This window comes from Actinoplanes missouriensis 431, from assembly GCF_000284295.1.
GTDB classification, from domain to species: domain Bacteria; phylum Actinomycetota; class Actinomycetes; order Mycobacteriales; family Micromonosporaceae; genus Actinoplanes; species Actinoplanes missouriensis.
In genome coordinates this window covers 6,013,843-6,028,619 of the sequence record NC_017093.1, presented here as the reverse complement: position 1 = coordinate 6,028,619, position 14,777 = coordinate 6,013,843, and the positions used below count along the sequence as shown (strand labels likewise).

Annotated in this window: 8 protein-coding genes; 6 read left to right on the top strand and 2 right to left on the bottom strand. The window is 73.1% G+C overall.

The genetic code is table 11. The annotated features are described in order from the left end of the window. Positions 1-108 precede the first annotated feature (108 nt). The 4 genes from AMIS_RS27750 to AMIS_RS27735 all read left to right on the top strand — a co-directional run bounded on the left by AMIS_RS27750 (position 109) and on the right by AMIS_RS27735 (position 5,839). A complete protein-coding gene (locus AMIS_RS27750) occupies positions 109-990 on the top strand; it encodes an EamA family transporter (protein ID WP_231859110.1) in 882 nt (293 codons plus the stop codon). Positions 991-1,133: 143 nt separating this feature from the next. Beyond that, positions 1,134-3,248, top strand: coding sequence for a PhoX family protein (locus tag AMIS_RS27745; RefSeq protein WP_014445747.1), 2,115 nt, complete (start codon positions 1,134-1,136; stop codon positions 3,246-3,248). Between the two features lie 164 nt (positions 3,249-3,412). After that, a complete protein-coding gene (locus AMIS_RS27740; protein ID WP_014445746.1) occupies positions 3,413-4,894 on the top strand; it encodes a glycosyltransferase family 39 protein in 1,482 nt (493 codons plus the stop codon). Positions 4,895-4,909: 15 nt separating this feature from the next. Next, the gene (locus AMIS_RS27735) at positions 4,910-5,839 is read left to right on the top strand and encodes a phosphoglycerate dehydrogenase (protein ID WP_014445745.1); all 930 of its coding nucleotides are present in this window, start codon (positions 4,910-4,912) and stop codon (positions 5,837-5,839) included. Here the strand turns inward: AMIS_RS27735 and AMIS_RS27730 are convergent. Then, positions 5,831-6,397, bottom strand: a complete 567-nt coding sequence (locus AMIS_RS27730; protein WP_014445744.1) for a helix-turn-helix domain-containing protein — start codon at positions 6,395-6,397, stop codon at positions 5,831-5,833. The genes AMIS_RS27735 and AMIS_RS27730 overlap by 9 nt on opposite strands. 79 nt (positions 6,398-6,476) lie before the next feature. On the opposite strand from AMIS_RS27730, the gene AMIS_RS27725 reads away from it, so the two are divergent. Both AMIS_RS27725 and AMIS_RS44705 read left to right on the top strand, forming a co-directional pair. Further along, positions 6,477-8,045, top strand: coding sequence for an FAD-dependent oxidoreductase (locus AMIS_RS27725; protein ID WP_014445743.1), 1,569 nt, complete (start codon positions 6,477-6,479; stop codon positions 8,043-8,045). Between the two features lie 737 nt (positions 8,046-8,782). Further along, positions 8,783-14,212 (top strand): DUF3320 domain-containing protein, encoded by a 5,430-nt coding sequence (locus tag AMIS_RS44705; RefSeq protein WP_014445742.1) that lies wholly within the window; start codon positions 8,783-8,785, stop codon positions 14,210-14,212. On the opposite strand, the gene AMIS_RS27715 is transcribed toward AMIS_RS44705, so the two are convergent. Beyond that, positions 14,202-14,720 (bottom strand): DUF6879 family protein, encoded by a 519-nt coding sequence (locus AMIS_RS27715; protein ID WP_014445741.1) that lies wholly within the window; start codon positions 14,718-14,720, stop codon positions 14,202-14,204. The genes AMIS_RS44705 and AMIS_RS27715 overlap by 11 nt on opposite strands. Positions 14,721-14,777: the final 57 nt, after the last annotated feature.

The window sequence follows — 14,777 nt, the reverse complement described above, 5'->3', positions numbered from 1 at the left end:
GGGCGTTTTGTGCTGTCAATCCCTTGTCCAGGTACTTGTCCCGTCATGGGCGGGTCGTGCTGAGCTGACGTGGTCGGCCGAGCTCAGAGGACAAGCGGGGAGCACGCTGTGGTGTGGACGATGACGCTCGCCGGGATCGCCGCGCTCGCGTGGGGAAGCTCGGACTTCGTGGCCGGTGTCTGCGCCCGGCGGATGCCGATCCGGACCGTCCTGATCGGCTCCAAGCTGGCCGGCATGCTCTTCGCCGTCGCCTTCCTGGCGGTGCGCGGGCAGCCGCTCGCCGCGGACGCCCGGCTGTTCCTGACCGCCGCGGCCGCCGGGGCGATCGGCCTGCCGGCGATGGGTCTGCTCTACCGGGCCATGCGCGACGGCAGCCTCGCCGTGGTCGCTCCGGTGGCCGCCGTGGCCGCCCTGGTCCCGGTCGCCTGGGGCCTGATGCACGGCGAGACCTTCGGCCCGGCCGCCGCGGCGGGCGGGGTGGCCGCGCTGGCCGGTATCACCCTGGCGAGCTGGCCGGTGACTCCGAGCCGTCCGGGCGACCCGCTCCGGGGACACCACTCACCCGCGACGGTGAAGACGGCGGTCTGCGGCGCGGGCGCGGCGCTCGGATTCGGCCTCTACTTCGTCCTGCTCCACGAGGCGGCGCCGGGCGACCCGTCCGGGGCCACCGCGTACGTCCGGATCGCCGGCGGGACCCTCGCCCTGCTGGTGCTCCTCGCCCGGCCGATCCGGTCACCGGCGCCAAGCGTGCCGCGCGGCCGGTCGGTGTGGCTGCTGCCGGCGGTCGTGGGCGTGCTCGACACGGTCGCGGACGGCGCGTTCGCGTTCGCGGCGGCGGCGGGGACGATCGGGACGGCGGCGATCCTCGCCTCGATGTACCCGGCCGTGACGGTCCTGCTCACCACCGCCGTGCTGCGGGAGCGGCTGCCGCGCGTGCATCTGGTCGGCGTGCTCAGCGCCCTGGTCGCGGTCGCCTGCCTGGCGGTCTGACCGTCGGCGCCCGCCCGGCACCCATCAAACGTGAGTGGACGTTCACTCGCCGTTCACCTTGCCTGGGTGGTCGCGTAGACCGGGACTTTTAGCGTCCGGGCATCTCGTCACTGGCACGGTGACGAAATGACCGAGGAGATTTGATGTCCGACCTGAGTCGCCGGCTTCTTCCGTTACTGGGCAACCCGGGCCACAGTGGCGGCGCGCGCGACGCGATGACCTGTCTGTACCGCTGTGGCAACGCGTGCGATCACCCCGCTCCGAACAGCTCGGCCAACCCGTACCTCGGCGACATCGTCAGCGCCGGGATGAGCCGCCGCGGCGTGGTCCAGGCCAGCGCCGCGAGCGCCCTGGTCCTCGGCCTCGGCGGCAGCCTGGTGAGCGCGAGCCCGGCCGCGGCGGCCACCCCGGTGGCCCACGGCGGCGGCCACCACAAGCCGGTCCCGCAGAAGGCCGGCAAGCTCACCTTCCAGGCAGTCGCGCCGAACACCGCCGACGCGGTCACCATCCCGCCGGGTTACCAGACCTCGGTGGTGCTGCGCTGGGGTGACCCGGTCGTCCCCGGCGCCCCGAAGTTCAGCCTCACCCAGCAGACCGGCGCCAGCCAGTCGAAGCAGTTCGGCTACAACAACGACTTCGTCGGCGTGATCCCGCTCCCCGGCGAGAAGAACCGGGCCCTGCTCGTGGTGAACCACGAGTACACCAACGAGGACCTGATGTTCCCCGGCTTCGTCAGCCAGGACGCGCTGACCTCCGACCAGATCGAGGCGGCGATCGCGGCCCACGGCCTCTCCGTCGTGGAGATCGAGCGGGTCGGCAGGACCGGGCAGTGGAAGCCCGCCAAGGGGCACCGGCTGCGCTACAACAAGCGCATCACCGCGCTGTCCACCGAGTTCAAGCTCACCGGCCCGGCGGCGGGGTCGGCTGCGCTGCGGACCGCGGCGGACCCCAGGGGCTACACCGTCATCGGCACCCTGAACAACTGCGCGGGTGGCGTCACCCCGTGGGGCACGGTGCTCTCCGGCGAGGAGAACTTCAACCAGTACTTCGTCGGCGGCGACGCGGTCGACGCGGCCACCAAGACCAAGTTCAACCGGTACGGCATCACCACCACCGCGCGTTACCCGAGCGGCTCGCGCAAGTGGGACCGGGTGCAGGAGCGCTTCGACCTGGCGAAGCACCCGAACGAGGCGAACCGGTTCGGCTGGATCGTCGAGGTGGACCCGCTGAACCCGGGCGCCCCGCCGCGCAAGCACACCGCGATGGGCCGGTTCAAGCACGAGGGCGCCAACGTCATCGTCGCGCGCAGCGGGCACGTGGTGGCGTACATGGGTGACGACGAGCGGTTCGACTATCTCTACAAGTTCGTCTCCGAGAAGAAGTACATCAAGAGCGACGCGCCGTGGGCGCGCAAGCACAACCTCTCGCTCCTGGAGTCCGGCACGCTCTACGTCGCCAAGGTCACCGGCGACAGCCCGGCTGCCGAGATCGACGGCACCGGCAAGCTGCCGAAGGACGGCAGGTTCGACGGCAAGGGCGTCTGGATCAAGCTGGTTTCCGGCAACCGCTCGTTCGTCCCGGGCATGACCGCGGCCGACGTGCTGACCTACACCCGCCTCGCCGGTGACGCGGTCGGCGCGACCAAGATGGACCGCCCCGAGGACGTGCAGCCCAGCCTGCGCACCGGCAAGATCTACGCGGCGATGACCAACAACAGCAACCGCGGTGTCGGCGCCAACGCCCCGGCGGACGAGGCCAACCCGCGCAACGCCAACAAGCACGGCCACATCTTCGAGATCGTCGAGGACTGCGGCGACCACACCGCGACCAAGTTCACCTGGTCGCTGCCGATCGTCTGCGGCGACCCGGCCGCCGCCGACACCTACTTCGGCGGGTACGACAAGAGCGCCGTCTCCCCGATCTCCTGCCCGGACAACGTCGCCTTCGACAGCGCCGGCAACCTGTGGATCTCGACGGACGGCAACGCCCTCGGCACCAACGACGGCCTCTTCGCGACGCCGATCGAGGGTAAGGAGAAGGGCCACCTCAAGCAGTTCCTCACCGTGCCCAAGGGCGCCGAGACCTGCGGCCCGTTCATCACCTCCGACGACAAGTCGGTCTTCACCGCCGTCCAGCACCCGGGTGAGATCACCGGCGCCTCGGTGGAGAAGCCGGCGTCGGTCTGGCCCGACGGCGACTACGCCAAGCCCGCCGTGATCGTCACCTGGCGCACCGACGGCGGCCCCGTCGGCAGCTGACGTCACGTCACCGGACGGCCGCGGCGCACCAGCGCCGCGGCCGTTCCGCGTGCACCGGACAGGTGGTTTCGGCCGCCGAGCCCGCCACAACCACCCGCGAATGCGGTGAACTCGGACCACCGGGTCAGCCGTAGACACGGTGGGGGTGACAGGTGATCGAGTCAATGACCGAGTCGCGGCCGATGCACAGCAGTGACTTGCCGGCAGTCGTGGACATGCCGCCGGCACGGCGATGGACCGCCGCGACGTGGGCGATCCCCGGCCTGCTCATGCTGGCGATCAGCCTCGTCCAGGCCGGTCGGCCGGTGCTCAGCTGGGACGAGGTGACCTCGGCCGAGGTGTCCCAGCGGACCGTCGGCCAGATCGTGGAGCTGGCCCGCAACCTGGACGCGGTCTTCGGCTGCTACTACGTCTTCCTGCACTTCTGGAGTGGACTCGCCGGCACCTCCGAGGTGGCCCTGCGGCTGCCGTCGATCGTGGCCATGGCCGGCGGGGTGGCGGTCGCCGCCGAGCTGGGACGGCGGCTGTTCTCGGCCCGCGTGGGACTGGTCACCGGGCTGATCCTGTGCCTGGCGCCGAACACCTCCCGGTACGCGGCCGAGGCGCGGCCCTACGCGTTCGCCTGCTTCTTCTCGGTGCTGGCGATGTTGCTGCTGGTGGTGGCGGTGCGGCGCTCATCCCTGTACCCGTGGATGGGTTATGGGCTCAGCGTCACGCTCCTGGGCCTCTCCCATCTGCTCGCGCTGACCACCCTGACCGCGCACGCCGTGCTCGTCGGGCTGGTGCTGCTGCGGGAGCGCGCCGGGCGCCGACGGCTCGCGCTGACCTGGGGCGGCGCGGTGGCCGTGGCGCTGCTGCCGGTGCTGCCGATCGCCTATCTCGGCACCCACCAGGAGTCCACTCAGCTGCACTGGGTGGAGCCGATCACGCTGGGCCGGATCCGCGCGATGCCGGCCGCCGTCTTCGGCTCCCGAGAGGTCGCCTGGCTGGTGATCGGCATGGTGGTGCTCGCGGCGTGGCGGCCGCTGCGCCTGCTCGCCCCGATGGCCGCGCTGGTGCTCGGGCCGACGCTGACGCTGGCCGTGGTCTCCGTGCTGGCCTCGCCGATGTGGGTGGCGCGGTACCTGCTGGTGATCCTCGCGCCGCTGGCGATGCTGGCGGCCGTCGCCCTGACGAACAACGATAAATTCGGAAGAACCCGCGCGGTCGCCGTCCTGCTGCTGGTCGCCTTCGTGGCGGTGCCCGGGCAGCGCGCCGTTCGCACCCCCGCCGCGAAGGTCGGCCCGGACTACCGCGCCGCCGCCCGGATCATCGGCGAGTTCCAGCAGCCCGGCGACGTTCTGGTCTACCCGCCGAAGAACCGCAACATCCGGGCCGGGATGGATTACTACCTGAACCGGCTGCCCACCCGGCCGGCCGATCCGCTGGTCAAGGTCCCCTCCGCGGAGACCGGCTGGCTGATCGCCGAGGAACACCCCGAGCTGCCGGAGGGCTACCGGCGGATCTGGATCGTGGTCGGCAGCCGGGTCGCCGACCCGGTGGCGAGCCGCCCGTCGCTGCGCCCGATGCTCACCGCCGAATACCAGCGGATCGGCCTCTGGCAGCCGAAACGCGCAACGGTGGCGCTCTATGAACGGCGTGGCTGATGGCAAGCTGACCGGATGAAGGTTCTGCTGCCCGACACCATCGAGCTCGACCTCCCGCTGGACACCGTCGTCTACGCGGTCGGCGAGCCCATCCCCGACGAACACACCGACGCCGAGGTCCTGGTCACGTGGGGCAACCCGGCCGGCACGCTCGCCGACGCGGCCCGCCGCCTCACGAAACTGCGCTGGGTGCAGTCGCTGGCCGCCGGCCCGGACATGGTGCTGGAGGCCGGGTTCGCGCCGGACGTCCTCGTCACGGCCGGTCTCGGCCTGCACGACCACACCGTCACCGAGCACACCCTGGCCATGGTCCTGGCCGCGGCGCGGCGGCTGAACCTGCTGGTCCGGGCCCAGATCGGGCGCCGCTGGGCGGAGGAGCTGGGCGGGATCCAGCCGGTGCGCCAGCCGGTTGCGTTCCGTACGCTGCGCGACGCGAACGTGGTGATCTGGGGCTTCGGCGGGATCGCCGGGACCCTGGCGCCGCTGCTGACCGCGCTCGGCGCCCGGGTGACCGGGGTGGCCCGCAGCGCCGGCACCCGGCACGGATTCCCGGTGGTCACGGCGGACGACCTGCCGTGGCTGCTGCCCGCCACGGATCTGCTGATCTCGATCCTTCCGGCAACCCCCGCCACGGTACGGGCGATCGACGCCCGCATCCTGAACTACCTCCAGCCGCACGCCTGGGTGGTGAACGTCGGCCGGGGGGCCACGCTGGACGAGGTGGCGCTGCTCAACGCGATCCGCTCCGGGCGGCTCGCCGGCGCCGCGCTGGACGTCTTCGCCACCGAGCCGCTGCCCGAGAGCTCGGGTCTCTGGGACGAGCCCAACGTGATCATCACCCCGCACGCGGCGGGCGGCCGGCCGATCGGGGCGGAGCAGCTGATCATGGAGAACGTGGCGGCGTACCGGGAGGGCCGCCCGCTGCGCAACCTGGTGTCACGCTGACCGTGCGCGCACGTGCACCCGTTCACCCTGCGGGCCGAAGATGCTGATCACCTCGGCCGGCACGGTTCCGCCGTTGAGCACGAGGTGCGGCAGCCGGGTGTCGAACTCGGCTGCCTCACCCGCCTCCAGCAGCAGATCGTGCTCGCCGAGCAGCAACCGGACGGTCCCGGAGAGCACGTAGAGCCACTCATACCCCTCGTGGGTCTTCAGTTCGGTGTGCGCCGGCTCCCGGGCCGGGATGATCATCTTGAACGCCTGCTGGCCGCCGGGCCGGCGGGACAGCGGCACGATCGTCCGCCCGAAACGCACGATCGGCCGCGCCCGCACCCGGGGATCACCGGTCTCCGGGGCGTCGACCAGCTCGTCGAGGCCCACGTGGTACGCCTGGGCGAGCGGCAGCAGCAGTTCGAGGGTGGGTTTGCGGCTGCCCGACTCGAGGCGGGACAGCGTGCTCACCGAGATGCCGGTGGTCTCGGCGACCTGGGTGAGCGTGAGGTCCCGCTGCTGGCGGAGTTCGCGCAGCCGGGGACCGACCGCGGCGAGGACGTCTTTTGCCATAACAGCAACAATAGTTGCCGCCTTTCGGAACCCTGGTGCACGGTGGGCGGGCACGCAGGGCAACGGAGGGACAAGAACGATGCAGCAGGATGCGTACGACGTCGTGGTGATCGGAGGCGGCGCGGCCGGCCTGAGCGGGGCGATGGTCCTGGCCCGCTCCCGGCGATCCGTGCTCGTCGTGGACAGCGGGGAGCCGCGCAACGCGCCGGCCGCCCACATGCACAACGTGCTCGGCTTCGACGGCAAGGCGCCGTCCGAGCTGATCGCCGCCGGGCGCGAGGAACTGCGGGCCTACGGCGTCGAGTTCCGCTCGGGTTCCGTGGTGAGCGCCGCGCCGGGCTTCAGCGTGACGCTCGACGATGGTTCCCAGGTCAAGGCTCGGCGGCTGCTCGTGACGACCGGCCTGGTGGACGAGCTGCCGGAGATCGACGGGCTGGCGCAGCGGTGGGGGCGGGACGTGGCGCACTGCCCGTACTGCCACGGCTGGGAACTGCGCGACAAGCGGATCGGCGTGATCGTCAGCAGCCCGATGGCGTTCCACTCGACGAAGATGTGGCGTCAGCTCAGCCCGCACGTGCTCTACCTGCTCAACGGCGGCAGCGGTCCCGACGCCGAGCAGGCCGAGGAGCTCGCTGCGCGAGGCATCCCGGTGGTGGCCGAGCGCATCGCATCGGTCCAGGTCACCGACGATCAGATCACCGGGGTACGGCTGGAGACCGGCGCCGTGGTGGACGTGGACGCCCTCGCCGTCGGGCCGCGATTCGTGGCGCGGTCGGCGGTGCTCGAATCCCTCGGGATCAAGCCGGTCGACTTCGAGATGGGCGGCGCCGTGATGGGCACCCACATCCCGGCCGACGCGAACGGGGCGACCTCCGTGCCCGGCGTCTGGGTGGCCGGCAACGTGACGAACCTGGGCGCCACCGTCGCGGTCGCCGCCGCCGCCGCGCAGATGACCGGCGCGATGATCAACATGGACCTGATCGCGGAGGAGACCCGCGAGGCCGTGGACGCGTACCGGCACCGGACCGCCACGATGTTCTCCGAGGAGGCGTGGGAGGAGCGGTACCGGGGCCGGGACGCGGTGTGGAGCGGGCGGCCCAACCCCCAACTCGTGACCGAGGCGGCGGATCTCACGCCGGGGCGGGCCCTCGACGTCGGCAGCGGAGAAGGGGCCGACGCGGTGTGGCTCGCGCGGCAGGGCTGGCAGGTCGACGCGGTGGACATCTCGACCGTGGCGCTCGGCCGGGCAGCCGGTCACGCGGCGTCGGCCGGGGTCGCCGAGCGGATCACGTTCAGTCACCGTGACCTGCGGCAGGAGGCGCCGGCCGCGGGATCGTACGATCTCGTGTCCGCGCAGTTCATGCACCTGCCGCCGCAGGAGCGGGCGGAGCTCTACGCGCACCTCGCGGGGGCTGTCGCGCCTGGTGGGACGCTGTTGATCGTGGGGCATCACCCGTCCGATCTGGCTACGACGGTGGGGCGGATGCACTTCCCGGACATGCTGTTCACGGCTGAGGAGGTCGCGAGGGCGCTCGAGCCGGAGGCGTGGGAGGTGGTGGCGGCGCAGGCGCGGCCCCGGCAGGCGACGGATCCGGAGGGCCGCGAGATCACGATTCACGACGCGGTGCTCGTAGCCCGCCGCCGCTGACCAGTCACCGGTGGGCCCTGCCGCTGACTCGCCGCCGCTGACTCGCCGTCGCTGACCCGTCGCCGCTGACTCGCCGCCGCTGACCCGTCACCGCTGACCCGTCACCGGTGAGCCCGGCCGTTGCGGATCTTGGAAAGTTCGATGCCGGCTGGCGCTCAGCGTTCACAAAACGGACGTCCAGCAGCACTGGTGACCAGCTCGGCTCGCCCGGCTGGTCACCAGTGTCGTCAGGTGGCGTAGCCGACAGCACTAGCACTGAGAGCCAGCCCGGCGCCCGGCGCTCGGCCCGCGAGCCCGCCCGCTGCGGCCGAGCCGGATGAGCGCACACGCACCGTCATCGTGGACCCTGGCATACGCCATAGCCGTGACCAGGGAACACGCAGAGCATCGGTGTGCCCCTGTCCACGCCGCTCAAAGCTTCCGTGTGCCCCCGCCGCCCTGCGGGGTCACCGTGTGCTCCCGTCGGGGTGGGGCCATCGTGTGCCTGCGCCGCCGTCCGGGGTCACCGTGTGCTCCGGTCGTGGCCGGGTCATCGTGTGCCCGCGCTGCCCTGTGGGGTCACCGTGTGCTCCGGTCGTGGCCGGGTCATCGTGTGCCCGCGCCGCCCTGCGGGGTCACCGTGTGCCCCCGGCTCGGTGGGGTGTTAGCGGGCTTGGGGCGGCGGCGCCGGTCGGGTCGCGTCTGACAAAAAGGGTGAATTGCCAGCATTGACACGGTCACCTTGCTGGAATGAGCACATGCGGCCGGATGATGCTGAAAGACACACCGGCCCGGGCGAGGACGTCCGGGCGGCGCTCGCGGCCTGGCGCGACGGGATCGCCGACCCCGATGCGGCCAACCGCCTCGTCAACCTGCCGCGCGGCGGCGCCGACCTGGTCGAGATCAGCGCGCCGGAGCCGGCGGCCATCCTGGAGGCGTTACGCGCCGGACGGGACTGCGCGTTCGGCACCGACAAGGGCGGCACCGACAAGGGCGGCACCGACAAGGGCGGCACCGGCAACGGCGGCGCCGACAGAGGCGGCAGCGGCAAGGGCGGCACCGGCAAGGGCGAGCTGCGGGCCGCCGTGCCCGACGAGGTGCTGCATCCGCTGCTGCGCCGCCTGCGCCGGCACAGCCGGCAGGAGGAGGCCGACCGCGGCGTCGAGGTCCTGCATCTCGCGATCGGCGTGCTGCATTGGCAGGACGGCGAGGGTACCGGTCACGCCAGCCCGATCCTGCTGGCCCCGGTGGAGCTGGTCGCCCTCGGCCCGGACGACGTCCCCCGCCTGCGCGCCGGCAGCGGCGACCCGATTCTCAACCCGGCCCTGGTCACCCGGCTCGCTCAGCACGGCATCACGCTGACCGGCACGGATCCGGCCGGCATCACGCTGACCGGCACGGATCCGGCCGGCAGAACGCTGACCGGCACGGATCCGGCCGCCGCGATCGCCGCCATCGCCGCGGTGACCAGGGGACGGCCGGGATGGCGTACCGATGAGACCGTGGTCCTGGCCCGGTTCGACGTCGCCGCCGAGGAGATCCGCCGCGACCTGATCCGCAACGAGGAGACGATCACCGGGCACCCGGTGGTGCGGGCCCTCGCCGCCGCGCACAGTCTCACGTTCACCCCGGCCGGCCCCGCCGAGATCGACACGGTGAGCCCGCCGGAGCAGACCACGCTGGTCCTCGACGCCGACGCCGACCAGCGCTCCTGCGTGGCGGCCGGGCTCGAGGGGCGCAGTTTCGTGATCGACGGCCCGCCCGGCACCGGCAAGTCGCAGACCGTCGCGAATCTGATCGGGGCGCTCGCGCACGCCGGCAAACGGGTCCTGTTCGTCTCCGAGAAGGCCGCCGCGCTCGACACCGTCCAGCATCGGCTCTCCGCGGCCGGCCTCGGCAACTATCTGCTGGACCTGCACGGCGCGAAGGGTTCCCGCCGGCACGTGGCGGGTGCGCTCGCCGCGGCCCTGGACGCGGCCCCGGCCGCACCGGCGCCCGGCATGACCGCCGAGGACCGGGAGCGGCTCGCCGGGATCCGGGAGCGGCTCGACGCGTACGCCGGGGCCGTGAACGAGATCCGGGAACCGCTCGGACGCAGTCTGCACGACGTGATCGGCACCCTGGCGCAGCTCAGCGACGTGCCGGACGCGCCGACCGCCGGTATCCAGCCCGCCGCGATCACCGAGGAGACCCTGGACCGGGTACGCCGGGCCGCCGCTCGCCTGGAACACGCCTGGCGACCGGCGAACGAGCGCAGCGGCTACCGCTGGCGGGAGGTGATCGAGCGGGCGCCGCTGGACGAGGTGCTGGAGCTGGCCCAGATGGCCCTCGACGACCTGGCCGGCGCGTCCACTCCGAACGCGGCCATCGCCACCGCGTTCCACCTGCGGCTGCCGTCCGACGCCCCGGCGCTGGCCGAGGCCGCCGAGCACGCCGCCCGCCGGCCGCGCGGCGTCGAGGACTCCTGGCTGACCGCGATGGCGCTGCGCCCGGTCCGCCAGGCCGCCGAGGATCTGGAACGGCTGCTGGACGAGGTGACCAGGGCGGTCGAGCAGGCCGAGTCGCGTACCGGGGTGAGCTGGGAGACCCTGGCCGCGCCGCTGGATGCCACCCGCATCCCGGAGCCGCCGCGCCTGGACCCGCCCGCGGTACGCCTCGAACCGCTCACCGCCGCCGAGGCGAAGTCGCTGGCCGGCCGGTTCGCCGCGGACGCCGACGAGCTGGAGCACCAGCAGCAGCGGCTGGACCGGGTCACCACCCGGCTGCGGCTGCCGGACGTCGTGATGTTCACCGACGTCGAACTGGTCACGCTCATCGCCGACCTGGGCGGGCGGCCGGGCAAGCCGCTGCCGGCCTGGTTCTCCCCGGGCGCGCAGAGCGCGGTGCACGGCGCCGCCGCCCAGCTGCGCCGGCACGTCGAGGCGGTGTCCGCCGCGCGCACCGAGGCGACGCCCTGGTTCACCGACGCGGTGCTCTCCGCGCCCGTCGAGGACCTGGCCGAACGCTTCGCCACCGTGCACCGCGGCGCCCGCAAGCTGCTCGCCCCGCACCGCCGGGACAAGGAGGCCGTGGCCGGGCTCGCCCAGCCCGAGGTGACCGTCGACGAGGCCGTCACCCACCTCGATCTGGCGGTCGCCTGGCGGCGCGCCCACGAGGGCCTGATCGCCGCGGAACGGCAGCACGCCGGTCTGCTCGGCCGGTACTGGAAGCGGCTCGACACCGACTTCCGGGCGATCGGCAGGGCGCTGGAGACCGCGGCCGAAGTGCTGCGGGTGGCCCCCGCCGAGGCCCTGCAATCCGTGATCAGCTTCGTGACGGCCGAGCCGGCCACCGGCGCCGGGGAGGAGCTGCTCAGCGCGGTCACCGAGGCCCGGGACGTGTTCCGGCACTGGCGGGCCACGCTGCGCCCGGAGCCGGAGCCGGCGGCCCGCCCGGAGCTCGGCCAGGGCAGCGTGCAGGCCGGCATCGGCTGGCTGCGCGCCCAGGTGGTCCCGTTGCAGGAGACCGCCCGGCTGCTCGACCAGCTGGGCCGGGCCGTCGGACGGGACCTGAACGTCGCCGAGGCCGCCACGGTGCTGCAGGCGCGGCAGGCGGTGCTCGACGCCGAGGAGGCCCTGAACGCGGCGTCGGCCGGGTACCGGGCCGTGCTCGGCGACGCGTACCAGGGGCGGCGGACCGATCTGCGGGCGCTCGGCGCGGCGATCGAGTGGGCGGCCCGGGCCCGCACGCTGCGGACCGGCACGGACGCGGCGCTCACCACCGAGCAGGTGCACGCGCTCGCGGCCGGCGGCGCCCGCCCGGCGGACCTGCTGCCGCTGATCGAGGCGTGGCAGGAGGCCCGGCAGCGGATCCTGGACGCGTTCGGCCCGGCCCGGCAGGTGCGGCTCGCCACCACCCTCGACCGGTACGAGACGGCCCGTGACCTGCTACGCGACCTGCGCGAGGACGACACCGGGCAGCGCGAGTGGTTCGACTACCTGGCGGCCCGGGAGGTGCTCGCCGAGCACGGCCTGGACGCGGTCGTGGACTTCTGCGCCGACCACGCGGTGGACGTCCGCCGGGTGCCGGACGTGATCGAGCGGGCCGCGTACCGGGCGTGGGTGGACGACGTGATCGCCTCGGACGAGCGGCTCGAACCGCTTTCCGCCGCCGAGCGCGGCGACCTGGTCGAGGAGTTCCGCCGCCTGGACACGGCGCTGCTCCAGGACGCCGCCAGCGCGGTGATCAGCACGACCGACCGCCGCCGTCCGCGGACCCCGAAGAAGACCCCGCCGAAGATCGCGCTGATCCGTTCCGAGGGGCAGAAGCAGAGCGGTCACCTGCCGGTCCGCGACCTGCTCGCGGAGACCTGGGAGATCGCGGCGGCGCTCAAGCCGTGCGTGCTGGCGTCGCCCGCCGCGGCCGGCCGGTTGCTGCCGGACGAGGCACGCTTCGACGTGGTGATCATCGACGAGGCGTCCCGGATGACGCCGGCCGCCGCGGTCTGCAGCGCCCGGCGCGGCGCCTCGCTGATCATCGCGGGTGACGCGGCGCAGCTGCCGCCGCCCGGTGACGGGCCGTCGGTCCTGGTGGTGGCGAACGACTGCGGCGGGTTCACCCGGATCGGGCTGACCCGGCACTACCGCAGTCGCCACGAGGGGCTGATCAGTTTCGCCAACGAGAACTTCTACCAGGACCGGCTCGTCACGTTCCCGGGCGCGCTGCCCGCGGGAGCGGATGTCGGCGTGGAGTTGTTCACCATCGGCGCGGCCGGGAGCGAGGCCGACTTCGTCGCGGAGCGGGTCGTCCACCACTTCAACCACCGGCCCAGCCTCTCGATCGGCGTGGTCACGCTGACCGCCGCCCAGGCCGACACGATCGCCGACACCGTCGAGCAGACCCTCGCCGCGGACCCGGACCTGGAACGGTTCCTCGGCGACGTGTTCGTGAAGGACGCCGAGACCGCGCAGGGCGACGAACGCGACGTGATCATCCTGTCCACCGGGCCGAGCCTGGACGCGGCGGGCGGGCCGACCGGGGCGCGGCGGCTCAACGTCGCGATCACCCGGGCCCGCCAGCGGGTCGAGGTGGTCAGCGGGATCCCGGCGCGGGCGGAGCCGGCCGCCGAGGGCGAGCGCAAACTGGCCGCGTACCTGGAGCAATCGGCCTCGGGTGACGCCCAGGGTGCGGAAGGCGACCGGGCGCACGGCGCCACCGCTCTCGAGGACTCCGTCCTCGAAACCATCGTGGGCTGGGGTTATGCGGCGCGCGGCCAGGTCGGCGCGGGTCCGGGCCGGGTCGCGGTGGGGGTACGGTCGAACGAGGCCGACGCCGATGCCGGATATGCCCTGGGCGTCCTCTGCGACGGGCCGGGTCACGCCTCGCCGGTCGCCCGGGACCGGGACCGCCTCACCGACCAGGTGCTGCACGGCCACGGCTGGACCGTGCACCGGATCTGGAGCGTCCCGTGGTACCGGGACCGCGCCGCGGAGGAGACCCGGTTGCGCACCGCGATCGAGCACGCCCTGGCCGAGCCGGACGTCTTCGCCGAGCCGGACGAGGAGCAGCTGGCGGTCCGCCCGGCGCCGCGGCCGGAGTGGGCGCTGCCCTACGAGCGGGCGACGGTCGGCGCGCTGCCGGCCAGCGCGCGGGCCAACGACGACGAGGCCCGGACCCTGCTGATCCGGGCGGTGGAGCGGATCGCCGAGGTGGAGGGGCCGGTGCACCTGCAGATCCTGACCCGCCGGATCCGCGAGGCGTGGGGGATCAGCCGGCTCACCCAGGGCGTGAAGACCGCGATCGAGGCGGCGATCCGGGCGTCCGCCGTCGGATTCGACGGGACGTTCGTGACCTCGCCGGACGCGCCGATCCCGACCGTGCGGGTGCCCGCCGACGGGGTGAACCGGAAACCGGACCAGGTCGCCGAGCCGGAGTTGCAGCTCGCGCTCGAATACCTCGTGCTCGACGCCGGCCTGGTCGAGGGGGACGACCTGCTGGCGGCCGCCGGCCGGCTGTTCGGGTGGAGCGGCAACCGGGCCGGCGCGTCCCGGCTCGCCGCGATGCTCGACGACCTGGTCTCGGCCGGCCGGCTGATCGCGCACCGCAGCGGGCTGATCGCCGCGCCGGAGGAGGATCTGCTGGACCTGCCGGACGTGGCGACGCTGCCGCACCGCGCCGACGCGATCCGCCGGGAGGACGTCAAGGCCTGACGTAGTCCTCGTGCGGGACGGCGCGCGGCCAGAGCGCGTCCCGGACCCGCGCGCAGTGCCCGACGATCGCCGGGTCCTCGGTGGCCGCGCCGGCCGTGAACGAGCCGTCCGGCGCGACGAGCGTGAACACCACCCGCCGGTCGTCGAAGATCCAGAAGTCGTCGGCGGTGACCGGCAGCCCGTTCAGGTCGTCGCGGGGCAGCCAGCGGATCCGCTCGCCGGCGTCCACGTTGAGGTGCGAGACGCTCAGCAGCCAGCGGGTGTAGAGCCCGTGCGGCACGGTGACCACGCGGAGCCGCCGCACGCTGCGCCCGGTCGCGGTGGTCCGGCGGATCAGGTCGAGCCACGGTTCCTGCCAGGCGAAGTCGTCGGGTTCGCCGGCGAGGTACCGGCGGATCGGCTCGGACTCCTCGGCGATGTCGTAGACGTCCGCGACCTCGAGATGGAACGCGGAGCGCTCGAAACTGCGGAAGGTCGCCTCGAACGCTCCGTTCAGGAGCAACTGCATGCGGTCCACGATGGTCACCGACGGTGCCTAGGTCCACTCCACAGCGTGAAAACTGCA